20 protein-coding genes and 1 pseudogene are annotated in these 25,290 nt (G+C 47.0%); 7 read left to right on the forward strand and 14 right to left on the reverse strand.

Features of this window, described 5'->3' with window-relative positions; translation table 11 throughout:
• Window positions 1-14 precede the first annotated feature (14 nt).
• On the reverse strand, window positions 15-857 hold the full coding sequence (locus AC5RDV_RS02520; protein WP_008626415.1) for a DUF2764 family protein: 843 nt from the start codon (window positions 855-857) through the stop codon (window positions 15-17).
• Window positions 858-867: 10 nt separating this feature from the next.
• Window positions 868-1,455, reverse strand: a complete 588-nt coding sequence (locus AC5RDV_RS02525) for a V-type ATP synthase subunit E family protein (protein ID WP_130893599.1) — start codon at window positions 1,453-1,455, stop codon at window positions 868-870.
• A gap of 263 nt (window positions 1,456-1,718) precedes the next feature.
• Between AC5RDV_RS02525 and AC5RDV_RS02530 the strand changes: the two genes are divergently transcribed.
• On the forward strand, window positions 1,719-3,194 hold the full coding sequence (locus AC5RDV_RS02530) for a lipopolysaccharide biosynthesis protein (protein ID WP_282747092.1): 1,476 nt from the start codon (window positions 1,719-1,721) through the stop codon (window positions 3,192-3,194).
• 31 nt (window positions 3,195-3,225) lie between these two features.
• Here the strand turns inward: AC5RDV_RS02530 and AC5RDV_RS02535 are convergent, their stop codons facing one another.
• The 11 genes from AC5RDV_RS02535 to AC5RDV_RS02585 form a co-directional block, all read right to left on the reverse strand.
• A complete protein-coding gene (locus AC5RDV_RS02535; RefSeq protein WP_282747091.1) occupies window positions 3,226-5,640 on the reverse strand; it encodes a leucine-rich repeat protein in 2,415 nt (804 codons plus the stop codon).
• A 37-nt stretch (window positions 5,641-5,677) separates the two neighbouring features.
• Complete coding sequence (locus AC5RDV_RS02540) at window positions 5,678-7,183, reverse strand: T9SS type A sorting domain-containing protein (RefSeq protein ID WP_008626424.1); 1,506 nt, start codon at window positions 7,181-7,183, stop codon at window positions 5,678-5,680.
• A gap of 31 nt (window positions 7,184-7,214) precedes the next feature.
• Window positions 7,215-8,612, reverse strand: coding sequence for a T9SS type A sorting domain-containing protein (locus AC5RDV_RS02545; protein ID WP_008626426.1), 1,398 nt, complete (start codon window positions 8,610-8,612; stop codon window positions 7,215-7,217).
• A gap of 24 nt (window positions 8,613-8,636) precedes the next feature.
• Window positions 8,637-10,001 (reverse strand): DUF4302 domain-containing protein, encoded by a 1,365-nt coding sequence (locus tag AC5RDV_RS02550; RefSeq protein ID WP_282747089.1) that lies wholly within the window; start codon window positions 9,999-10,001, stop codon window positions 8,637-8,639.
• A gap of 15 nt (window positions 10,002-10,016) precedes the next feature.
• Window positions 10,017-10,871, reverse strand: a complete 855-nt coding sequence (locus AC5RDV_RS02555) for a putative zinc-binding metallopeptidase (protein ID WP_282747088.1) — start codon at window positions 10,869-10,871, stop codon at window positions 10,017-10,019.
• A gap of 39 nt (window positions 10,872-10,910) precedes the next feature.
• Window positions 10,911-12,431: a RagB/SusD family nutrient uptake outer membrane protein gene (locus AC5RDV_RS02560; protein WP_008626431.1), complete on the reverse strand. Its 1,521-nt coding sequence runs from the start codon at window positions 12,429-12,431 to the stop codon at window positions 10,911-10,913.
• A gap of 21 nt (window positions 12,432-12,452) precedes the next feature.
• Window positions 12,453-16,013, reverse strand: coding sequence for a SusC/RagA family TonB-linked outer membrane protein (locus tag AC5RDV_RS02565; RefSeq protein ID WP_282747085.1), 3,561 nt, complete (start codon window positions 16,011-16,013; stop codon window positions 12,453-12,455).
• 28 nt (window positions 16,014-16,041) lie between these two features.
• Window positions 16,042-17,139 carry a FecR family protein gene (locus tag AC5RDV_RS02570; protein WP_282747084.1) on the reverse strand — a complete coding sequence of 366 codons (1,098 nt, stop codon included), beginning with the start codon at window positions 17,137-17,139 and terminating at the stop codon, window positions 16,042-16,044.
• 173 nt (window positions 17,140-17,312) lie between these two features.
• Entirely contained in the window at window positions 17,313-17,927 is a 615-nt protein-coding gene (locus AC5RDV_RS02575) for an RNA polymerase sigma-70 factor (protein ID WP_282747083.1), read from the reverse strand.
• 148 nt (window positions 17,928-18,075) lie between these two features.
• Window positions 18,076-18,486 carry a hypothetical protein gene (locus AC5RDV_RS02580; protein WP_282747081.1) on the reverse strand — a complete coding sequence of 137 codons (411 nt, stop codon included), beginning with the start codon at window positions 18,484-18,486 and terminating at the stop codon, window positions 18,076-18,078.
• Between the two features lie 14 nt (window positions 18,487-18,500).
• Complete coding sequence (locus AC5RDV_RS02585) at window positions 18,501-19,343, reverse strand: T9SS type A sorting domain-containing protein (protein ID WP_494222136.1); 843 nt, start codon at window positions 19,341-19,343, stop codon at window positions 18,501-18,503.
• Window positions 19,344-19,920: 577 nt separating this feature from the next.
• Here AC5RDV_RS02585 and AC5RDV_RS02590 point away from each other — a divergent pair.
• The 4 genes from AC5RDV_RS02590 (at window position 19,921) to AC5RDV_RS02605 (ending at window position 23,852) form a co-directional block, all read left to right on the forward strand.
• Window positions 19,921-20,922, forward strand: coding sequence for a glycosyltransferase (locus tag AC5RDV_RS02590; protein ID WP_232038404.1), 1,002 nt, complete (start codon window positions 19,921-19,923; stop codon window positions 20,920-20,922).
• A gap of 188 nt (window positions 20,923-21,110) precedes the next feature.
• Window positions 21,111-22,100 (forward strand): glycosyltransferase family 8 protein, encoded by a 990-nt coding sequence (locus tag AC5RDV_RS02595; RefSeq protein WP_130893608.1) that lies wholly within the window; start codon window positions 21,111-21,113, stop codon window positions 22,098-22,100.
• On the forward strand, window positions 22,097-22,765 hold the full coding sequence (locus tag AC5RDV_RS02600; protein WP_008626447.1) for a CatB-related O-acetyltransferase: 669 nt from the start codon (window positions 22,097-22,099) through the stop codon (window positions 22,763-22,765). The genes AC5RDV_RS02595 and AC5RDV_RS02600 overlap by 4 nt, the downstream gene beginning before the upstream one ends.
• On the forward strand, window positions 22,749-23,852 hold the full coding sequence (locus AC5RDV_RS02605; RefSeq protein ID WP_130893609.1) for a glycosyltransferase WbsX family protein: 1,104 nt from the start codon (window positions 22,749-22,751) through the stop codon (window positions 23,850-23,852). The genes AC5RDV_RS02600 and AC5RDV_RS02605 overlap by 17 nt, the downstream gene beginning before the upstream one ends.
• Before the next feature lie 475 nt (window positions 23,853-24,327).
• On the opposite strand, the pseudogene AC5RDV_RS02610 reads toward AC5RDV_RS02605, so the two are convergent.
• Window positions 24,328-24,591 (reverse strand): annotated as a pseudogene (locus tag AC5RDV_RS02610) (Rpn family recombination-promoting nuclease/putative transposase); the annotation flags it as partial.
• 226 nt (window positions 24,592-24,817) lie between these two features.
• Between AC5RDV_RS02610 and AC5RDV_RS02615 the strand changes: the two are divergent.
• Entirely contained in the window at window positions 24,818-25,009 is a 192-nt protein-coding gene (locus AC5RDV_RS02615) for a DUF4160 domain-containing protein (RefSeq protein ID WP_345894539.1), read from the forward strand.
• Between the two features lie 9 nt (window positions 25,010-25,018).
• Complete coding sequence (locus AC5RDV_RS02620) at window positions 25,019-25,252, forward strand: DUF2442 domain-containing protein (RefSeq protein WP_008626457.1); 234 nt, start codon at window positions 25,019-25,021, stop codon at window positions 25,250-25,252.
• Window positions 25,253-25,290 lie beyond the last annotated feature (38 nt).

Genomic DNA, 25,290 nt, shown 5'->3' on the forward strand with positions numbered 1-25,290 from the left:
ATTATTTTCGTTTTTTATTTCTTAAATTCTTGGGGGATCTCGACTTCGTCCTTCAGCTGTTCCACTAAACTGCGGAACACTTTCCCGCCGCGTTCCTTATCGATATGTGTCCATCGCTCTATGATGTCCAACTTGATGAGAAAGGCAAAGAGGCGTTCCACTGAAAAATAACAGAAGAAAGTACGGTTTTCCAACCATTCCCATTTCAACAAATCCAATTTACGTTCCTTCTCCACCGGGTCGGACATCTCATGGATACGTATCACGTCGTCCATATAATCCAGTTCCGTACCCAACCCGAAATCCCGTGCTCCCGAAACAGCCAAAGCCTTCGTCACCGCATCGTCGCCCACCAGATAGGAAACCGGATTGAATCCGTACTTCCGGGCCGTAAGGGCTATCAGGATATTGTTCACATTCCGGTTGAATGCGAACCAATCTTTTGTAAAACGATTCTTGAACGTGCCCGCATAACGGTAATATGCCGCCGAAAGGACATCTTCCGGCAAGCGTTCCTGCACTTCTTTCAAGGTAGCATACTCTGCCATGAACTCGTAAAAATAAGCAGGCAACACACGGCCTTGCTCATCGCCGGCCTTCACCTTCTCCATGGCTTCGGGCCACGCTTCACGCGGAAACATCGCCCGTTCGTCAAACGCCGCCCCGTCTCCTTCTGCCAACCATGCCAACAAGTTGCGATGGTCGTAACGCAAGAAAAACAAAGCCACTAGCTTCTTATCTGTTTCGGAAAGTTGCGGCCAATAGTCCTCTTTGAAGTCTGCCACCGTAAAATTCAGTTTGGCATCATCGGGGGACACGTCGGGCATACTTGCCACTAAACCATAATAATTCTTCATGCAGATGGATTTAGAAGAGCATTTCTATCAATTTCGGACGGAGGAAATCCTTAAAATAAGCTGCAAATTCCTCTTCGCCGAAATTCACCTTATAAGAACCGTCGGACGGAGAAACCGAAAACGCGGCCGCCTTTCCGTTCACTTTCTCTATCTTCACCCCTTTATCCAACAAGTCTTTCGCGTGGGCACGGAAATAAGCGGTAAGCCCGTCGGCATCCGAAGCTGAAATCACCATGTCTCCGCCTGCGGCCCAACTTTTGGCTACAGCCACCATGAAATTCCCCATGAAATCCTTATTGCCGGTAAGTTCCCTCACCGCATCTTTTACCAATTTGTCGGAAACGACATTCACAATCTCCGATTTCAATGCACTCAAAGCCTGTCCCGCATACAGTTTCAATTCTGATTTCGTATTGGCCTCCAGTTCCTGAGCCTGCTTACGCGCCTTATCCACGATTTCATCCGCCTCCTTTCGTGCGTCCGCCACCAACTTATCGGCTTCCGCCTTTGCTTTTTCCACTAAGCGCATGCCCTCGGCATTCCCTTTTTCCACCCCTTCGCGATAAAGCTTATCGGTCAATTCTTGAATCTTTTCCATTGTATTTTCGGTTTATCTATTCGCCATTTTTCATTTTGTGCACTAAAAGTAGGCATATTTTCCCGTATGGCAAAGCCCAAAGAAAGAACATTTTCATCTATTTAAGGAAAACATGCTGAATAGCATAAAAATACAGAGAAAAAAGACAATGGCGTTAAATATTCTCTACCTTTTTTGAAAGATTATGCAAATAAAGCCTTATCTTAGCTGTCTCAAATTCCACGAATCCGTATATAAACCCAGATAACCTCTGACCAACCGTCATGGCAGAAAAGACACTAAAAGAAAAGACTGCAAAAGGCCTGATGTGGGGCACCATCAGCAGTGGGGCACAATTGGTGTTGGGCACCTTGTTCGGCATCTTCCTTGCCCGCATCCTCTCACCATCGGATTATGGCATGGTGGGTTTGCTGACCGTTTTCTCACAAATCGCCTCCATATTGCAAGACAGCGGTTTCCGAACCGCTTTAGCCAACCGCAGGCAAATCGTACATGAAGACTACAACGCCGTATTCTGGTTCAACGTGGCAACCGGTTGCGCCATGTACCTGTTGCTCTTCTTTCTGGCCCCGCTGATTACGGAATTTTACCAACAATCGGATGCTGCTGCCCATCAGGACTTGTCCGAACTGACCCCGTTGGCACGTTTCTCCTTTTTAGGTTTCGTGATGGCCAGCTTGGGCACGGCGCACTACGCCTACCTGTTCCGCACGTTGCAGGTCAAGCAAAAGGCCATCATCACCGTGATTAGCCTCACCACATCCGGCGCCATCGGCCTTACGATGGCCTTAAAAGGATACGCCTATTGGGGATTGGCCGCCCAAGGCATAGCTTTCACCACCTGCAACACCATTCTTTTCTGGTATTTCTCGAAATGGCGCCCCACCCTGCCGGTATCTTTCCGTCCCTTAAAAGAAATGTTCGGTTTCAGCAGCAAGCTGTTGGCCAACGACATTTGCAGCAATATCAACGGCAACATCCTGTCCGTCATGTTAGGACGTTTCTATGCCGTACACGATGTCGGACTTTATAACCAAGCCAACAAATGGACGGGCATGGTGAGTTCCATGGTAATCGGCACCCTAAAAGACGTAGCCCAACCCGTATTGCGCGATGTGGAAACGGAACGCGAACGCCATAAGCGGGTATTCCGCAAAATGCTACGTTTCAACGCTTTTTTGATTTTCCCGTCCCTCTTTGGAATGGCATTGATTTCGCGCGAACTAATCCTGATTACCGTCACAGAGAAATGGTTGGACTGCGTCCCCATCATGCAGATTCTGTGCATCGGGGCATTCACTGGACCGATACAATACTTGTGCGCCAACCTGGTCATCACCAAAGAACGTTCGGACTTGGTGCTATGGAACACCATCGGCACAGGCATCGCGCAGATTGGAGCCATATTCTTTTCTTACCCTTACGGCATCCAAACCATGGTGTGCGTGTACACTGCCATCAATATCGCCTGGCTCACCGTATGGTTCTATTTCGTCCGGCGCGAAATCGGCCTGCGCCTGTGGGAAGCCGTCCTCGACCTGTTTCCATACGCCGCAATGGCCGCGTTGGCAATGGCCGTGACCGCCTTTATCACTTCACCGATAGAAAACGCCTACTTGCTGTTAGGAACAAAAGTCTTCACAGCCGCCCTGCTTTATGGAGGACTGATGTGGCTTAGCGGTTCGGTCACGTTCAAGGAATGTATGAGCTACTTATTGAATAAAAAAAGAGCCAGATAAATCCGGCTCTTTCTACATACGAAATATCTTCTTATTTCCTTATCATCTTCTTACCGTTCACGATGTACACACCGCGTTGCGGCAAATACGACCGCCAGTCCGTCCCGGGAGCATAAGTACCCACGTAACGACCGTCTACGGTATAAACAGTAAGCGGCTTGGCCTTCCCGTCGGACTTCATCCCAGAAATGCCACTGGCATCATATTCTATATCGAAGTCCGACCATATCTTATGGGCCTCGAACAGTTCATGATTCAGGCCGCTCACCTTCAACGTCACCGCCTTCAAATCATCAATACCGCTAAACGTATTGTTTTTAACAGCCGGTGCATCTTGCGTATCGGTATAAGCCGTATAATCAATGAGCTTCAGTCCGGTACAGTCGGCAAATGTATAATTGTCGGCTACGAAACATGCCGGAAGTATCACCTCCTGCAAAGCCGCACAACCTTCGAACGCACTGACCGTGCTGCCCAATGCCGTGCAAGCACTCAAGTCGGCTTTCTCGATAGCCGTACCCTTAAACGCACGTTCGATGTCCATAGCTCCGGCAAAAAGGCTCAAGTCGATATCCTTCAATGCTGTACACCCTTCAAAAGCCATATTCAGTTTCGTGAATTTGGCCGCTTCTTCGGCTGCAGGGAGAATCACCTCTGTCAAGGCCGTACAGTTGTTGAAGATACCATATTCCTTAATTCCCGTTCTCCATAACGATGTCCCTTCGGTCACTTGGATTTGACTCATATCCAACGTAACCAACGTCGTGTTCTGTGTGACAAAAAGTCCTCCGTTATTCCCCAAAGCAAGAGACAACAGATTGAAAGCATCGCCATCCCATTCTCCGGTCAGCGTAACCGTCACGGCTTTCTTCAAGCTCGACGGGATGTCCGAAGCGTCCACTACGAAATCCGTCACCTTGTCCGGCTCCGTATTGTAAAGGTTCAGTTCGCTCCAGTCCTCGTCGGCTGAGAACAACTTATAGGCCTCATATTTCAAAGACAGGGTCACCGCCTTCAGATCGTCAATACCCATAAAGAAAGTCTTGCTCATCTCAGGCACTTCCGTCCCCTCGAAAGCCGTCCAGTCGATGGCCTTCAGCGCGTTACAATAGGCAAAGGTATTTTTCCCCATGGGGAATTGCACCGGCAGCACCACGGAAACCAATGCTTCGCAAGATTCGAAAGCATTGTCCACCGACACCAAAGCGGAAGAAAAAGACAAGTCCGCTTTCTCCAATGACATACATCCTTGGAAAGCCATCTCCAACGAAGTCAGCCCCGAGCAACCGCTCAAATCTATACTCCTCAAAGCGGTACAATTTTGGAATGCCATAGTGAAATCCGTAAAATGAGCTGCCTCTTCCGCTACCGGCATCACGACCTCTGCCAACACCTTGAAATTTCTGAATATGCCGTATCTGGAAAGCCCTTGCCAACAAAGCGACGTGCCTTCAACCACCTTTACCGCACTCATGTCTATTTTCTGTAACACAGTATTCTCACTAGTCCCGAACGCAGGGTTGTCCATCAGGGCCATACACAACAGGTTGAAAGCACTGCTGTCCCATGTACCGGTCAACGTAATCACAGTAGCCTTCTTCAATGAAGAGGGTATGTCCGAAGCATCCACCGTGAACTCCGTGGAAGGCTCCGGATTCAAATCCTCTAAGTTCAACTGGCTCCAAGAAGCGTCTGCCTTAAACAGCACATACTGCGGATGGTCCAGTTTTAACGTCACGCCCGAAAGCTCCACCCCGTCCCACATATCGGCATAAAAAACCGGCACTTCCACAGCCTGGCAAGCCGTCCAATCTATCTCCTGTAAAGCCGTACATCCGGAAAAGACCTTGGAAGCAGGGACGAACACGGCAGGCAACGTCACGTGAGTCAATGCCGTACAATTTTCAAAAGCCGAACTCCAGGAACTACTTTCCACCGCTGCCGTATTCGTGCCGAAATCCACCGTAGCCAGATGTTCACAACCATAAAAAGCATTATTGAACGTCTCCACATTCACACAGCCCGTAAGGTCCACTTTTTCCAACGCGCCGCAGTTCGCAAAAGCTTTCTCGAAAGACGTAAAATGAGCGGCTTCTTCAGCCACAGGCATCACCACCTCTTTCAAAGCCTTGCAACCGCTGAACACGCCATTGGAAGTAAAACCGGCACTCACATACAATGAGGTCCCGTCCGCAATAAACGCTTCACTGAGGTCAACCTTGGCCAATACGGTATTGGAAGCACCGATACCGTTCGTGCCCAAAGCCATCTTCAATTCCGAAAAAGTCGAAGTTTCCCACGTACCCGTCAATTTCACAGCCTCCGCATCCCTTAACGAAGAGGGAATTTCGTCAGCCGGTACAATACGGGTATCTTGTGCGCCAAGTTGCAGCGCACAAGATACCATCAGCATAAAGGAAAATATTCCCCTATATAATCTTTTCATGGCCTTTTCATTTTAAAGTCAAAGACTTCCTAAGATTTTATTTCACCATGAATTTGTAAGTCACAGTTGCCCCGTCTATCATAAAACGTGCCACATGGACTCCGGCTGACAAGGCAGACACGTTCCAAGAAGAAGACGAAGCCGGAAGAATCATCACTGCAGTACCGTTCATGTCATATACCGTAGCAGAAGTCAGACGACCCGAAGTCCGTAAGGTCAGAAACTCCCCGTCAAAAGCCACAACTGCGTCAGCTTTGGCTTTCACATCAGCTACAGACATTTCGATTTCGTCCTGCGGACAGTTGATGACGATGGGCTTCAGTTTATAGGCCACTTGCAACTGGTCATTCGGGGTTTCATCGCCCAATTGTCCTCCACGGTTGCATCCCCAACCCCAAATATCTCCGTCCGTCGTCAGCATTACCGTATAATTCTGTCCACTTGACATTCCCGCAAATTTCAGACTGGATTTCAAAGAAGGATGAACCGGAACTTTTGCGAAAGGAATGTCCTTGTTTCCGTTGCCCAAACCTTTTCCATCACCCAATGCGCCGTCTGTATTTGAACCCAACATCCAGACTTTCTCGATAACACCGTCCGTTCCTGTGGCCACACTCAACGTATTCTCACAACCGGATATGGTAAGAACCTTACCTTCAATGGACGTTACATGCGTAGGTGCCGTTATCTGCGGCACCGTCACCACCTCCACCGGATTACCTTCCGCTGTAGTCTCTTCTTCCGTCGGAGTATTGAATCCTAATAAATTATTGGCATTATCTCCCCAAGCCCACAACGTACCATCTTTCTTTACGGCATAGGCACGGAAATCTATCACAACAACTTGCTCCCAGTCTGTCTCGCTACCCAAACGGACCGGTGACAGTTGTTTACCTTCATGACCGAATAATTCACTATACATATTGAATCCCCAGCCCCACAATGAGCCATCGGTCTTCAAAGCCAATACGGATGAACAACCGGCAGCAACCTGTTTCCAGTCCATATCAGCCCCCACTTGCACCGGTGCCGTCTGTGCCTGTATATTGCCAATGCCCAGTTGCCCGGCCGAATTTTCACCCCACGCCCATAACGTACCATTCGTTTTGATAGCAAAACCACTATACCCCCAAAAACGAGAACAAGCCATATCGGCCCAATCGTTATCCGTGCCGATACGTGTCAAGACTTTATGGTCGATACCATCGTTTGTCCCCTGCACGCCGCTCTCATGAGTTCCAGCCGCCCACAAAGAACCATCTTCAGCCAAAAAGAAGCCGTATGCTTTCCCGCCAACGGCCTTTTTCCATACGCGGTTTCCATCTGCCAACGTCGGAGTGGCCGTACGTTCCGATACGCCATTTCCGCCCTGCCCCTTCTCGTTCCATCCCCAGGACCATAACGACCCGTCGGAACGGATAGCGTATGTCGTCGCATCACCTGCCGTTACAAACTTCCACGTATAATCCTCGGCATTTACCGCCGCCGTTCCGGCGAACAATGCACAAGCGGCAATCGCCCACATTTTAGTAAACTTTTTCATTTTCTCTCCAATTTAATATTAAACATAAACATTACTCGTTACACAACAATTTGGCTGCACCGGATACTTTACCGCCTTTCATAAAACGTACCAGATAGATACCTTTGGCCAAATGGGCACGCACATCGGCTTGTCCGCCGTCCAACGCAGCGTTCACGACTTTCTCTCCTCCTACATTGTACACCACGGCTTGTTCCGCACCTTCCGAACTGAGCGACAAGACACCGTCCTTATATTGGGCGTGTGCCGGTTGCAAAGCTTCCACGCCTTGAATGCCCACACCTTCTTCCGTATGGGTGTCTATCACCGGACAAATCATGAAAGACTCGCCAAGCTGACCGCCGTAATAATTAATCGGACGAAGGTAATCATCCTCACCTTTCAAGCGGCAGTATGAATTGTGTGCCAACAGGTTACCGGCCATAGACTCATCCATCTCCACCGGCTTCACATCAATGTACAAGCGGAAATTTTCTTTGGACGGATCCGTTCCGAACCCTTCTATCGTCACCAAGAAGAAAGGCTTATCGGAAATCTTCAACGGTTCGGACAATTTGAATTCAGCCACGGCGGCCTTTTTCAGTTTCGTATCCGTTGTCTCTTTGATATCATCCATAGATAACGTAACGGCCTCCAAAGGCAAGCCCATCAACTGAATGCTGTTTTCTCCCGTCAATGGATACCAGATTTGCATCAGCAATTCCGCCCCCTCCTCATGTTTGGGCACTTCCGGCAGATAAGCCCGTACGCTAGTAATGGAAGCTTCAGGATGGGCAATCATGAACAAATTACCATACCCCACCAGATTCAAGCTGTTGGTTCCTCCTAAATATCCTGTTCCTTCTTGTCCGAACGGACGTTGGCCGATTACAGCCGTCGTGGCCGGATCTTTGGCATCCGTACCCAATCGCAACATATTGGAAGTACAAATTTCTCCCTTTCCTCCGACTTTAAGTTTACCGGGTGCCGTATAAGTATAGGTCTGCCCTGCTCCGTCCTTCACCGTCATGGTCGGGAAATCGTAGATACCAGACGTATTGTAAACCGCATCGGCATCCTGTGTTTCCAACTCCGTAGCATCCGCACCGGGAATAAACCAATGATAGTCTACAGCCTGCACGGAAGAATTGTCGATATAAGACACGGTTTCCCCCATCGGTGCCCACATATAAGCATCCCGATTAATGACCTTATTAAAGGACAGGAAGTTACAACAGGCATTGTCATCCTGACCAATCATCCCCAGATTACGCAAACCGACCGGATAGCTATACTCTGCCCCCTCGGCATCCCGCGCCAAAGCACGCTTTGCCACCGGGGCATTTTCCGGTTCTGCCACGATGGCACGGGTCTTATAATCCACTTGAGCCGAAGCCGGAACAGCCAACATTCCGGTCAAAGCCCATAATACAAACGTTTGTTTCTTCATATTTTTATTGATAAATTAAATTGATTATTGCTTGATTAAGGTCGGAATCACCATTGCCGGTGAGGGCAAGCCCTGGGGTTCGAGCACCAACCACATTTTTGCGTCCGAAGCCGACACGACATAGAACATCCCATTCCGGGATGCCACCGTCACGCCCTTGGAATCGAACAAAATACCCTTGATTTTCTTACAATACATGTTCTTGTTCAATGTATTGGCCGGAGCACCGTTGCGGATACCTTCCACGAACTTCACTTCATCAGCATCCTTCACCTCATTCCGTTTCACGGTAAAATTCCCCCACTCGGGCAAACCGTATTGGTTGTTCACCACAAAACTCATGGAATTGAGTACGGCCTGCCCTTGCGTACGACCAACTTCCGTCACATTCTCTTGCGTGTCCACCTGATATTTCAACGTATCCACCGTAGCCTCGGCATTGAAGAAAAACTCCGTACGCTGCCACTCCGGAAAATCTTTCGAGAATTGCAGCAACTGTAAAGTGGCCGCTGCACTCGCCCCCTTCATAAGGCAGTAAGGAGCTGCCAACAACTGCTCTACCGTCTGTCCCAGATTGAAAGGACTGGAAGCCGCTTCTGCCAATACCACATTACCATCCGACGTGACAAAGGTCTTCCGCGTGTTATCCCATTTCATTTCCGAAACAGTCACCCCGGCAGCCACAACCGGCGAAGCAAAGCGAAAACCGTCTGCCGTAAAATCCACCGGCACATTGCGGGTTTGCTCGTCTGCCGTCATCACATCCAGACTGCGCTTGTCGTTACCCAAGAACAACGTAGCGGCATCCTGTCCGCCCACCTGCAAGGTGTGGAAGAAAGTGATATCCTTCCCTCCGTCGATATCCAAGGCCGTTTCCAAACGGACATGCTGGATTTCTCCTTCAGCCGCCCGCGAAAGCTTGAAGTCATTTCCCGATTTGCGTCCCCGCACGTAAATCGTATCTTCCGTCACCTGACACACCACGAACTCGAACTCTCCTCCTTTGCCTGTCCCCAACGGGTACTCCGACGGGTCAGCCAAGTCATGCAATATGGAATAAGTATCGAATGAAAGTACCGGACCTTCGGCATTGGCTATTTTATAAGTCGATTCGGAAGTCTCCCCTTCGGCATTTTCCATCGTTACACGTCCGTCCTTAAAACGCATCACAAAATTCACCATTGCACTATTGGCCGGCGTATAATCGAAACGCCAACCGTACTCCGAACTCTGCAACATATTGTCGCACTCCGTGATGGCCGCCTCGATACGCGATGTCGCATCCCGGTCGAATACGTCATCCACCTCATTCTTACAACTGCCGAGCACACAGGCCGCCCAAACGACCGCCATCATCATGGCCCATCCATGTTTTCTCATTTTCTTCATCGTTCAAGTCCTTATTTAATTACGTACCGCAGCCTTGATTGCGGCCACCACCTCTTTCTGGAAATCCTTCATATTGACCCCCCAGTTATTTTTCATATAAGCCACCACGATGGCCTCTTTCTTACGCAAGGCCTCCACAGCCGCCGCATTCCCCGCACTCTCTATCATATTGTTCCAGTCCTCCGGAGAATTTGTCAACATGATAGACACCATCTCCGCAAAGTCCTCGTCCGCACTTGAAGAAGCATAGGCCGTAATGAACCCTTTGCTCCTCGCCGTCTCGTCGTTCATCTGCATCCATGAAGAAGAATAAGAAGGAGTGATTTTCTCGAACTCTGCATCATATTCTACATTCTGGTGCAAAATATGGGCAAACTCGTGGTGCATCACATGGGCATACGACTGAATCTGCTCCAACTCGAAGTTGAAATCATTCACCGAATACAATACAATCTGCCGTCCGCCTTCGGCCGTACCTTCCGTCGTACTTCCGTCATCGTTATAACTGGCACTCCCCACCAAAAGGATTTGCTTGGGTATGTAAGAACGTAAAGTCTGTTGTCCGACTTCCGCCGTGTAGGTATCCATCCACACTTTCTCTATCATCTCCAAAAACGGTTCCACCTGAGATTCACGCGGCGGCACCAAATTTTTCCGCATGTCATCGGACGACACGTCGCCTTGGTTCCAACGATACACGACCTCTACATTGTATGGCACCGTATAATGGTCATAAATATACTTGTCCGTCTCGCTCAGCGCATTATAATCGAACTCCGGTACATGTATATTCGACCCACCGAGGTCCTCCTTGTCGCAAGCCGTCAGGAAGGACAGGCACAATGCTGCAAATATGATAATCTTTTTCATCTGTTAGCTTTTTTAAATTATAGTTACTACCAAAGTTCCTTACCTGGGATTAGGAGCTACCCCGTACGAAATGACTTCTTCCGGAATCTGCACGGCACGGCGAAGGTCACGACGTACCAACACATCGGTTGCCCCTGTCTGATAAGCTTCGTGGGTAATTTCAATGTCGAAACGCTTGATGTCGAACCAACGTCCGCCCTCCATCAACAGTTCCCTGCGACGGAAATCTACCGCACAGTTGACAAAAGCCATCTGCTTCCCACTCATCTGGTTCTCATAATAAGGATGCAACGGGGCAAACTTCTTGTAATAAGTCTCCACCATCGAGGGGGTAACGGGTTGGGCTATCGAATCGTAGTTCTTTATCTTATTCGTCAAAAACAGTTCGATGTCCTCGCAAGCCTCATCGTAACGTCCGGCCATGGCCAAAGCCTCGATGCGGTCGCACACTACCTCGTCGGTCGTGAAAAGGGGTTCCATCACGTAATACACACCACTGTTGGAGTTCACGCCGTCGCTCTTCAAATAGGGTTTCCACTTCATCATGGTCAAAGCCTCGCTAGACACATTATAAGCTTCGGCACGATAAGCCCACACTCCGTTCACCACATTGTCATTTTGCTGGAACAGGGAATTGTTGACGGCCGTAGAATACCCGTAACGATAGAACGACTGATCCACGGCAAACTGAGATACGGTGGATGCCAACAGCAAGTTCGCACTCTCCTGCACCGAAGTATAGTTTTTCTCCCGGTTGGCTGTAGACATCTGGATATACTCGTTCCAATTGCGCAACGTCGGGTTATCTCCCAAAGCCTCGTCTGCCGCTTCGATAGCTTTCTGCCATTCTCCGACATACAGATAGAAACGGCAGGCAAAAGCCTGGGCCGCCTCACGGGTGAAATGGTATTTCGGCGTGTCGCCGTATGCCTTATTGGAAATCAGGGGCAAGCCTTCTTCCAAATCCTTGCGGATTCTGTCGTATGTATCTTTCACCGACACACGCTCGTAATGCCCGAACACTTCTTTTTCCGGTTCCGTCACGTAAGCCACTCCCATATCGGTAGCGGCAAACGCAGGATTATAATGTTGCGCAAACACATTCACCAACATAAAATGATTGTAGGCCCGGCATAACAACGCCTCTCCTTTCTGTACGGAACAATCCACGCCTTTGGCCTCCAATTCTGCAATAGCTTCAAGTGCATGGTTGGCCGCCGCAATAGCCTGGTAACTGGCCATCCAGAAATAATTCGGGCTGTCCTGATATGTCATGTCGATGTCCTCCCAATAGAACGCCTGACGATTGGCCCGATTCCATTCGGGTTGCACATAAGGATCAAGCGTATTGCCCCGGTCAGTCACATTGTCCGACATGGACTCGGTGAAAAAGACACAGTTGGCATCGGGATAGGCAGAAACCAACAACTCCGATACAGCCTCGGGCGTGTCGATGACCGTACGGTTGTCGGGCACCTCGTCCAAAAAGTCGTTGCAGGCCGTAGAAAGCAAACCGGCACAAAACGCAGCTACATAGCACGATATATATTTATTTCTCATTTTCTTCTGTCTTGCAAATCATTAAAAACTGGTTCGTATAGATAAAGTCAACTGGCGCGGCAAAGGCATGGAAACCCCTCCGCTCTGGAAGAATTCCGGGTCCTGCCCGTTCAGTTTCTTATCGGCATAGATGAGCCACAAATTGGAAGCCACCAAACGCAACTGCAAACGGTTCATGCCGATGGCTTTCATCCACTCCCCGTTGAAATCATAAGAAAGAGTGAGTTCCTTCAACCTCAGGAAACCACCGTTGGCCACACGGATGTCCGAATAGTTATAGGCATTATAGGCCACGTCCAGATTCTCGATATTCGCATACTGATAAGATGAAGGTATGGCAGGAATATTCGTGTAACGCTCATCGCCCGGCTTCATCCAACGGTTTTTCAAATCCTTAGGCATGGCACTGTAATCACCGTATGAAGCCGAGAAGTCCGGATCCAGGCGCAACTTATTGCCGGCCTGGAAGGTGAAATACAATCCCAACGTCCAAGCCTTATATTTGAACTGGTTGTCGAATCCTCCGGTCACGGTTGGATCCACCGAACCTTCATATTTCAAATACGTGGGATCCGTACTTTGGAAGTTGATACCCGTAGAGGTCAGTTCGCCTTTCTCGTTGATGAACTGTGGAATCCCTTGCCCGTTCAAACCTTTATACTGCAAAGAGAACAATCCCCGTACGGGATAGCCTTCCAACGGGGCACCTTCGGCCACCATCAAATCGAAAATGCTGGAAGTAGATTCCAGATTGGTAATCTCGTTATGATTGTAAGCGAACGTCAAGTTCGAAGTCCACGAGAAATCCTTGCGTTGGATATTCTTTGTATTCAGCGTGAACTCCACACCCCATGATTTCATGTCGGCATAGTTGGCATATTTCCACTTCTGTCCGCCCATGCCGCTGGTACGTATCAAACCGATGAGGTCGAATCCGCGACGGCTGTAGATGTCGGAACTCAAACTGATGCGGTTACGCAACACTCCGAAATCGAACCCGAAGTTGAACTCATATTGTTTCTCCCACGTCAAATCCTTGTTCTGCAAAGACTCGATATAAATCTGCGATTCCTTGTAACCGTCATCGCCACGGTAAGTGGTCGAGTTACGGAACACGGCCAAAGCGTTGTCTGCAGGCCCCATTGTTGCTGTCAATCCGTATGTGGCACGCAAAGAGAGGGTGGAAACGACATCCTGATGTTTCATAAACTCTTCTTCCAACATATTCCACGACCCCGACACGTTCCACGTAGGCAACCAACGGGCATCACGCGAACGTCCCAAGCGGTTGGAACCATCCATACGCCCCGTCAGGTTGAACGTGTAGCGTCCCTTATAAGAAAAGCTTCCGGTGGCAAAGAACGCCACAAAACGGTCATAATATTGCGACAAGCCGTAGTAATTATCTCCCCCCAACAGCAACTGTTGTATGATACGGTAGTCTACGAAAGGCGTACCGCCACGATCCCATTGGAACCCGTAACCGTTGTTGAAACCGGACTGGCGGTCGGCTGATTTCACTTCGGAACCGGCCATGATGTTGAATGGATGTTCATTGGCTATGAGCCGGTTATAATTGCCTGATACCCTGAAATAGTAACTCTTCAGGATATTGTTCGTCGTGTTGTAGAAACCGCCTTTCGGCATCACGACTTCAGGCACGGCATCCGGGTTATCCGGGTCACGATAGAGGAACTTGTTCTTTTCACGGATGGTCGCATCTCCCGCCGCACGGTAAGCCTGCGCCAGATTGGAATTCCCCGTAATCTTATGCTCCTGAGTTGACTTCACATAACGGAAAGCACCAATGGCACTCAAGTCCAAGCCCTTGACCGGCTTGTAAGTCAGTTCCATCTGATACTTCATGTCGGTCATGTCCAAATCTATATAATTGTTCTTGGCTTCGTTCAGGATGTTGAACGGGGCATAATTCATGATATACGTCTCGTCAGGGCTCATTGTCCGGCTGGTATTCAACGCATAACTGAAAGGATTGATATCAAAGTCGCGCGAATACTCACCGCTCACCGGATCTGCCGTACGGTCCAATGTACCCGGCGCACGCTGGTTGCGCACCGACCCATTTACACTCACGCCGAACGTGAGCCACTTGCTGATGTCGTACGAGGCGTTCACATTGGCCGTGTAACGGCGAACCTTGTCCGACACGCTCCATCCCGGATCATCCAAAAAACTCATCGACACGTAATAACGGCTGCGGTCGGTACCCGAGGAGATGCTCACCGAGTTATTGCTTTGGATGGTGGGCCGGAACAGCTCCTTGAACCAATTGGTATTCCGCATCTCGGCCTTCTGCAAATAAGCCAAGCGAGCCGACTCCGTATTCATCAGTTCTCCCCTGTATATCAGGTCGTTCATCAGATAGAACACCCCGCCGTTCTCCGTACGCGCCATCTTGGAATGGTTGAACCACCCTTTATCTTCCAACTCCATCAGGACAGACATCTGGTCTTTGGAATTCATGATATTATACTGGCGGTAAGAGGGACGGGTACGCACGGTGAACTCACCCGTGTAACTGATACTGGCATGCCCGTTCTTTCCTTTCTTGGTATTCACCACAATCACCCCGTTCATGGCACGCGCACCATACAATGCCGTGGCCGAAGCGTCTTTCAATATCTGGAAATTGTCGATGTCATCGGGATTCAACCCAGCCACAGCGGAACTGATCAGCGTGGCGGCATTACCGGAAGAAAGGTCATCGGCGGAAATCTCCACCACATCCTCCAACACGACACCGTCCACGACCCAAAGCGGCGTCTGGTTTCCATAGATGGAAGAAGCACCACGCACACGGATCTTCGGCGCAGCACCGAACGTACCGGACACGGACTGTACGCCCACACCGGCCGCCTTGCCTTGCAACATCTGGCTCACATCGCCCACACCGTCCACTTTCGCTTCTTCACCGGAAATACGACTGGCCGCACCGGTAAACAACTTGCGGTCGATTTTCTGATAACCGGTCACCACGACCTCGTCCAGTTTCTTTTCCTTGTCACTCATCACGACTTTCATCGGTGCATCTGCCACTGCCAATTCCTGCGGAGCCATACCGATGAAAGTAAATTGTAGCGTCTTGCCGTCCGTTGGTACATTCAGTGTGAACTTACCGTCCATGTCTGTAGCACACATGGCATCCGGATGTTCTTTGCAACGCACGGCCACTCCCGGAAGCGGTTCTCCCAGGTCGTCCAACACTACGCCTTCCACCCTTTTCTTCGCCTCCTCACCGTCTTTCTTCGCAGGGTATATATTTATTGTCCTATCCTTCACCTCGTATGACAACGGTTGGCCGGCCAAGATTTTAGCCAACACGTCATTGACACTCCCGTTCGTCACGTTCAGGCTGATTCTTCGCGATAAATCCACATCGCCCACGTTCAGCCACAAGGAATAAGACGTCTGGGTATTCAATTGCTCCAAAGCCTCTTTGACGGTCACGTTATTCAGATTCAGTGTCACAGTGCCCTGCTGCGCCCAAACCGCTCCCGAACTGCAAAACAGGCTTAAAATCAGAAACCTTTCAAGTAGTTTTTTACGTTTTGCGTTAAACATTTCTCTATTTACTATGATTATTAAATGATTATTCTCCGATAAAGACCGTGTCGCCTTTGATCTGATAGGAAACCTGTTCGCCCCTCAACATCACGTCCAATATGGCAAAAATGTCTTTCCGGTTCCGGAAATCGCCATAATATTTTTCCTGCAATATTCCGGGATTCTTCACCACTATATTCACATGAAAAACCCGTTCCAACTCCTGCACAATCTGTTCCATAGACATCTCATCGAAAAACAAGGCTTCCTCATCTCCCGCATGCCCTGTCATTTCTGTTTCCGACGTGTCCTCGGACATGGATTCACCCCTTTGTCCCACACAAGTCCAAGCTACATCCGGTGCCGTTTCCACCACCTTCTTCTCCATCACATCCCTACTGCGGTCCAACACGACCTGTTCGCACGGCTTCAACGTCACGGTATGGGGCACACGTCCCGTCACACTCGACACATCCAGACTGCCGCGTACCAAAGTGACCTTGGCAAAACGTTCCTCCGGATAGGACTTGAAATTAAAGACCGTCCCCGTCACCCGGACACGGATATCACCGGAACGAATAATAAAAGGTTTCTGCTTATCCTTAGCCACGTCAAACATTCCTTCTCCTTCCAACTGAAGTTCGCGGTCGGTCTGCCCGAATCCCGGACCCAATGTCAGACAACTTCCGGAGTTCAGCCAAACTTTGGTTCCATCGGCCAATATGATCCGTTCTTTCATCCCCTTCGGCACTTTGATTTCTCGCGCACATCCCTGCACCGCTTGTTCTTCTGCCGCTTTATCTTGCTGTTGCCACACAGCCAGTCCGCCTCCCAAAAGGACGACCACCATTGCCGCACAGGCCACAAACTTCCGACTGAAAACCTTGTGAACGAAAGGAACCGGCATATTCTCTCCCTTTATACTTCTCAGGAAACGCCCGTATGCTTTCTTCCTTTCTTTTTCGAATACGGGCATACGCTTCCGAATGCCCATCCACCGATACAAAAGTATGCGGCGCTCGTAATACTTACGGTGCCCTTCATCTGCCGAAACCCATTCACGCAACACGTCTTCCGACTCCGGAGACAGCCCCTCCGACCATTGCTTCTCTATCAATGAATCTATATTGCTATTTGTTTCCACTTTGATGCTTTTTTCTTCTAAGACGAAACAAATAGACAGAATGGGTAGTATAAAAACAGAAATAATTTATTTATGCTTCAAAAAACAGCATAAACCGCCAAACTTTTCACAAGAAAGCCTATAGAAATTATGAATTAAAACCACAAGGCATGTTATCCTGACACGAGCATTTCTCAATTCAAAGAATAGAGCATCTTTGAAAGTAACATAAAAGACAATATTTGTAGCAAAATGTAAGACCCCAACTTATCCTGCAACTCCGCATGCGCCCTCTTCAGATGATATTTCACGGTATTCACCGAAATATGTAACATATCGGCTGCTTCCTGGTAAGTCTTATTCTCCATGCGCACCAGTATAAAAACCCGCCTACGTTCCTCCGGCATCTCATCAATCGCCCGGTCCAGCAACTCCGCCAATTCATCCGAAATCAATTGCTCAAACAAGTCCTTTTCGTCTGCCATTGCCCCTCCGAACATCCCGTCCAAGGAATCATAGTAACCTAAAAAGCCCGAGACCTGACGATGTGTCCTGAGATGGTCGATACATTTGTTGCGCACGGCACGTAAAAGATAAGCACGCAAGGAAGTCGTAATCACCACTTCGCGTTTCTTTTCCCAAAGGTTCAACAAAACATCCTCCGTCAAAGTCTGACATACGGCAGAATCATTCACATAATCCATGGCCACACTGCACATCAAAGCATAATAATCCTTAAAGACTCTCTCAAAAGCCTTTAAATCACCCTCTTTAATGTACTTGATTAACTCATTATCCCCTGCGTCCATGAACAGCTTAATTAAATAAGTCAAATACAAAGATAAAACAAATGATTTTATTTCCCTTATATCTAATTCACAAAAAATACGGGATATTCCGCTAAAAACGCAAAATACCCCGTCTATTTCATCCGGTTTCCCGATTTGCCAAACATGGTTATAATGGAGCTATTTCCAGCACGCCTCCTTTCTCGCATTCAAAGCCGGCTTCCAATGTGGTGGTGCCGGAGGCTTTCATCGTCACGTTTGCCCCGGACTTCACCACGACCTTTCCCTGCGGCTGCGCCGTCGTCACCTTCTCCCCGGCCACGATATTTTCCCCCGTAACGGTATGCGTGGAAGTAAACGTCCGGTTTTGTACATAAACCACCCCGTCGTCTTGCACACGAGCCACGTAGGGCTTATAATCATGCTTGTCCACCGAAACAGAGCTGCTCTGCGGGACTTTTTCCAAAGCAGCCGCCGACACGTTTTCCACGGACGAGAAACAAGTGCCGTCCTCGGTAGCAGCCATAATGGTACAAGCCGTCCCCCATAACAAAAAGAACAGGTTCATCCAACGTTTCATAAGTGCCTCCTTCCTTATTGGGTAATGATCATACGCTTGGTGTCGATCACCTTGCCGTCGGCCACCAAGGCATAAAGGTACATCCCCGGGGCGAGGCTTCCGGCTTCAAGCGTCACGGAAGACTTGCCACGGCTCTGCAACGTCTTCTGGTCTACCTGCGTGCCGTTCAAATCATAAATGTATAGGAATGCGGACTTCACGCTTTCCGGCAACGTATAGCGCACCACTGTCGTTTGCGTGAACGGATTCGGGTCGTTTTGCTCCAATGCCGGGACATCCAATGCGTTGCCGCCGATGCCCGTTTCATTTCCGTTCCGGGCACGTACATTATAGGTCTGCGCCCCTTGCAACGATACCACTTGTGCGCGGAGTTCACTGACGGACTGCACCAAAAGCGGAATCATCTCCGTGTAGTTGATGCAAAGGTCTCCCTCCTGACTTTCATAGACCAGGTCCGGGTAGATCTCTTTCAGCACTTCGGCATCCAGTCCGTAATGTGTTTTCTCCAATGCCTGCGCGTCTGTCACGGAACGGGGAGCTGCTGCCACGGTATCCCCCGATGCCGCAAAAGCCTGTGCCGCCTGCGGTTCGGACAGGTTATACTGCACGGCGGTCAACCGCGAAAGTTTCTCGCCCACCGACATGCTGTTCTCCCCGTCACTTTCAGCCGACAGGGGCATCACTGCCGAACGCCCCATCAAGGCAGACCGGGAAGCCGAAGGGGTCAGCACCGTACCATAAAAATTCCCGGTAGTACGGACATCGCCTTGGAAGTAACCGGCATAACGTCCAGGAACTTTGACATCCAAATTATCTAATGCCCCAACTACAGCCGCTCCATTCTGAGTACTAGTCAAATTTCCATATACAGCATAATTATATCCCGATGTCGTAAAACCAGCCTGACCATAAACACCAAAAGCACGACCTTTATTTAAAAGAAGACTATTCTTCGTTCCAACAGCACTACTCACTCCCATTAACATTCGAGTATCTGATGCAAAATTTCTAATTAGAATAGCCCTATTCCATACACCACTTTCCGTACATACCCCATCTCTTTCAATATACGCAGGCAAATTATTAGATTTCACAAACAAAGACTGGGTTGCGTCTCCCGCCCCACCTATTGCCAAAGCCGCATTAGGTGTATCTGTAGTTTTAATACTTACATTCCCATTGGAATGCACTTTTAACTGTGCGGACATATTGCAAAAAGCAAAAACAACACTTACCAAGGTAATTAACTTTCTCATAAGCACACTTTTTAAAATTAACATGCCATAAATATAGGAAAGAAAATATTAGCATCCAAATATTAGGATATATTTTTTATTAAATGGGTATAAAAAAACACGTTCATTAAATAAAAGGCATTCAAAATCACTATGAAAACAAAATATTTCATACTTTTGCCACAAACAAACAAGCCTTATGGAGAAAAAAACAGTATCTGTCGTAATGTGCACCTACAACGGAGAACGGTTTCTACGTGAACAAATGGATTCCATACTCGCGCAAACTTATCCTATCCACGAAATTATCATCAGTGACGACTGTTCCACAGACGGCACGATGGATATACTACGAGAATATGCTGCAAAACACACTTTTATCAAAATACACCAAAATGCACGAAATAAAGGATGCAACCAAAACTTTCATGACACATTCAAATTCGTATCCAAAGAAACAGACTATATAGCAATTTCCGACCAAGACGATATTTGGTTTCCAGAGAAAGTAGAAAAATTAGTACAATCAATAGAAAAGAAAAAAGGATACGACCTGTGCTTCTCTGACATTATATCTTCCCCAACCTGCTCTCATCAGCAAACCAAAGACTACCTCCCATTGCCTTTCACCGCAGAGTCTTTGTTTTTTAGAGACAATATACCGGGGCACGCCATGCTTATAAAAAGGACTTTTATCGAAAACCTGAAGCCCTGGGACGGTATGACATTCTATTATGATTGGTGGCTAGCCATGAACGCAGCCCTAACCGATAGCATCATAAAATGCGAAGAACCACTATCGTGGCATAGAGTACACCCAGCATCTGTGATAACTACCGTAGGAAAAAAGTTGTCCAAGTATAAGCCACATTCCCCTATAGCTCCTTATGTATATGGAACATACAACTTCTTCAAACTTAGAAATACAGAAAGTTTTAAATGTTTCTATAACAACATTCATGAACAAACATCTTCAACACGCCACCCCGTCTTACACAAGATAACCGAACTGTTCTATAGCCGTAACCCATTGAATCTTTTACAGCTTTGTTTCACTTGCATGAAACATCGCAAACAAATATATCCTCTTCCCCATAAGGATAAAGGATTGATTTTCATGATTCGTGGTTTTTTCTCCCCATTCATCTGCACTTATTATAATATACAATTCTACAATACGGTGACTGAACAAGATTTATAGTTTGACTAAAAGCGGAAACAAGAGTTTAAACTAAATTTCGTAAAAGCACATACCATCTAAAAAAGATGCCTTAAAGACTTGGGTGGACAAAAAAGTTTCCATATTTTTGCAAAAAAATGAATAATAACAAAAGGATAAAACAGAAATTGAGACAAAGCATTATCCGTTTTTCCTAAGAGCCCCACAATATGGACAATATGCAAAAAATACCTGTATTCTTTACTTTTGACGCTAATTACTTGCTAGCAGCAAAGGTTGCCATCCACTCCATGATGAAACATGCCTCACCGCAATATTGGTATGAATTATATGTATTCCATACGACCTTGTCCACCAAAGCCCAACAATCTTTACAGAACAGTCTAAAAGAATTTGCATATGCCGAATTACATTTCATTAATGTCACACAATACGATGAAAAAATTAAAAATTTCGGCACTAAAGCACATTACTCCAAAGAAATTTTCTATAAACTTATTGCAACTGATGTCCTTCCCCAATATGACAGAATTATATGTTCGGACGTGGACGTAGTTTTTACTGGTGATTTCTCTCCTGTTTTTTTTATGTTCCCAAATGAAAAGTTTTATTATGCCGGCGTAGGACCAATAGAAAATAGCCGTATGCCTTACTACCGGCAAGACTTCAGTACGGCTGAAATGGAAATACTTGAACATGAAATTGCTGCAGGATTCTTACTTATCAACCTCAAAGAATTGCGCAACGACCATAAACAAGAAGAAATTATCAATTTTTATGTCAACAACTATCCACGACTACGTTTACCGGAACAAGACTGCATTATTTTAACCTGTTGGCCCCACATCAAATATTTACCGATAGGTTATAGCCTGCCTATCTCTTTCTATCGGTTAAACATGAACCAAAGAGATTTTTACCAAGGCAATACCGAATTTGCAGGAGACAAAGTCATTGCACTCGCTAAGTTTAATGAAGGATTGGCACATCCCGTACAAATTCATTATGCAGGTTTCGACAAACCATGGAATTGTTTCCGGCTCATCCGACGGAAAGATTGGATAAAAGCTATGAAAGCCACCCCGGGAGGAATGGCATTATACCTCATATCGTTACCTCAGAATTTATTGATGCGAACTAAGCGATATAGCCTGAAACGATTCTTACGAAAAACTTATAAAAGAATAACCAACAGATGAATTTCTCCTCAAAAATCCCCATATTACGAAGTTTTGTCCGAGCTTATGCACTTACTAAATTCAAAAAAGAATGGCGCAAACGCAACAAGCAAAACCAAACCGTACCAATGAATATCTTTCCAATGGAATGTGTCGAAGTAGGCAACGGCACATACGGAGAGTTACATATCTTGAGCTATTTTCCCCCAATAGAAAAATTAACAATAGGGAACTATGTAGCATTAGCCTCAAACGTACATTTCATCTTAAGCGGCAATCATCAGACTGAAACGTTATTTACTTATCCCATACGCTCAACCCTTGAAGGCAAACACTGCCAAACAGACAGCCGTAGCAAAGGTCCTATCATAGTTGAAGATGAAGTTTGGATTGGTTACGGAGCTACAATATTATCCGGCGTTACGATTGGCAAAGGAAGCATCATAGCAGCCGGAGCAGTTGTGACACACGATATTCCTCCTTATGCAATTGTTGGAGGCAACCCGGCTCGGCTCATCCGTTACCGAGTAGCTGAAGAAATAATTCCAATTATCAAAAATGTCTGTTTAAATAAATTGTCTTCAACGCAAATAACCACGCTTATAGATGAGTTGTACCGTCCGCTAAAGACAAAAGAAGACGCATTACATATCATAAAATTAATTCAACATGGAACCCAACAATAATCCAAAAGTAAGGGTCATCGCCTTTTATTTACCGCAGTTCCATCCCACCCCGGAAAACGACAGATGGTGGGGCAAGGGATTTACGGAATGGACCAATGTGGGCAAAGCAAAACCTTTATTCAAAGGACATTACCAACCACGTGTACCAGCTGATTTAGGCTATTATGACCTTCGTTTGCCGGAAACACGTCAAGCCCAAGCCGACATGGCACGTGAATATGGCATAGAAGGTTTCTGTTACTGGCATTATTGGTTTGGAAATGGCAAGCAACTACTACAAAGGCCATTCAACGAAGTGCTAAACAGTGGGAAACCGGATTTCCCCTTTTGTCTGGCATGGGCAAACCATAGTTGGGAAGACAAACAGTTCAACAAAGACGGAGGACATAAAATGTTAATGGAACAACTCTATCCCGGCGATGAAGACTACATTGCACATTTCAATGCCGTGCTACCCGCTTTCCAAGACCCAAGATACATTCGCATACACGGAAATCCCATATTTGTAGTCTACTCTCCTAAAGAAATCCCCAATCCTCCCCACTTTATCGAACTGTGGCAAAAGCTTGCCTCCCAACACGGTTTCCGCATTCACTTTGTAGGACATACTTATAAAATAGAAGATTTGGTTCTTTTTCGCCAATGGGGATTTGATGCCAATGTTTTAATAAGGCTATTCGATGTATTCAAAAAGGATTTTTCTTTGTGGGAGCGCATAAATGCCAAGTTTCAACGTATTGCATTAAAAAGAGGACGGCATATTGAGTATAGCCGTGCTTCACAATACTTTCAAGGTCCTGAGGAACAAGCCAATGACTGTTATCCCACTCTCATTCCCAATTGGGATCACTCTCCCCGCTCAGGCAGAGCCGGACACATTCTCATCCGCTCTACCCCCGAGAAATTTAAAAAACATGCCCAGGCATCTTTCAACAACATATCACATAAAGCTATGGAGGACCGCATTGTTTTCCTCAAATCCTGGAATGAATGGGCTGAAGGCAATTATATGGAGCCCGACTTAAAATTTGGCAAAGGATATCTCAAAGCACTAAAAGAAGCTATTCAAGATGTATTTTATCATTAAAAACAAAGAACCCCCTCTATAAAAACATGAATAATCAAAAGCATAAACCATATTAAGCCATACATGGCCCAACGAAAACCCCAAAACGCCATGCCAATCACAGCCGAACGGTTTTCGATTCGGCTGTAAACTATTTGTCACCTTGCGGCAAACGAAAAAAGAACAAAAGTCAGCCGGATTACGCCCTCCTATACACCACATTCAAGAAGTTTTTGCAAAAAAGGCTTCGCATCCTTCATACTTTCTGTATATCAGCGTAATATGGTGAAACCTCTCCTGTAACATCCTTCACCAAGGCTTCACCTCCCTTTCACACAGAAGAGGCTTGTGCACAACAAAACAACCTGTAGAACAATTTATTAAGGTGAAACCTGTTGATTTTGTGCAAAAAAAATGGGCATAACCTATTTTAAACGGCTTACCCATCAATCGGACAAACATATTCACGTCACGAAAACGGAACAAGCTCATCCTGTCATAGCTTGGCAATCTCTTCTAATGACAAGCCCGTACAAAGGCTTATTGTCCCTGCCGGAACAGATGAAGCCTTCATCTTCCGGGCTATGTCCAACCGTTCTTCTGCACGTCCTTTCTGTTCTGCGAAATCCAACGTGGCCAACTGGTCACGGTACACCTTAATGCTTTCGTCGTACTTCATTCGCTCTTCTTTCGACAAAGACGCGATGTCTACTATCTGCTCCAACTTCTCGAACACAGACTTACGAGCCTTGAAAGTCATGTTTTAACTTTCACAAAAATAAAGAAATATCCAATACTCCATGCATAAAAGCGGAAGACGAACACATAATTTATGTTAAGACTACATTGCCCAAGAAAAACTCCATAACCTATTTTGAAACAGCAAACTCATCAGCTCCTCCACGCCATGGAAACAAAAAGAGTCCATCCTATTAGTCCACGTAATATAGGAGAGCATACGTATAGGGAAAAATGTAAAAATAAATATGGACTATCATATTTTTTGGGGGAGTAATTGCCTATTTCTCGGATATTTATGCTATTTTTGTAAACTAAATGCCGGGCAGGGCCTGAAGATGATTCTTGAATGGTTGGAACAGCACAAAGAAGAACTGATGGACAACTGGGAGAAAGCGCAAAAAGGCGACCCTTTGAAAAAAATAGAACCTTTAAAATAGGATACGGATATGTTTACAGAAGTAGTGAAAGCCGAATATGTGGACGGCTACCGCATTCGGCTATGGTTCAACAACCAAGTGACAAAAGTGGTGGACTTGCGCACCTCGTTAAAAGGCAAGGTGTTCGAGCCTCTGAAGGACTTGAACTTCTTCAAGCGGTTCACCGTAAAGTATAACACCATAGAATGGGAGAATGGGGCGGATTTCGCTCCCGAATACCTGCTTTCCTTACCGGAAGCATAAAACTCCCCAATGATAGTCTCCATTATTTTCTGCCTGCC

It is taken from the genome of Paraprevotella sp., assembly GCF_986071375.1.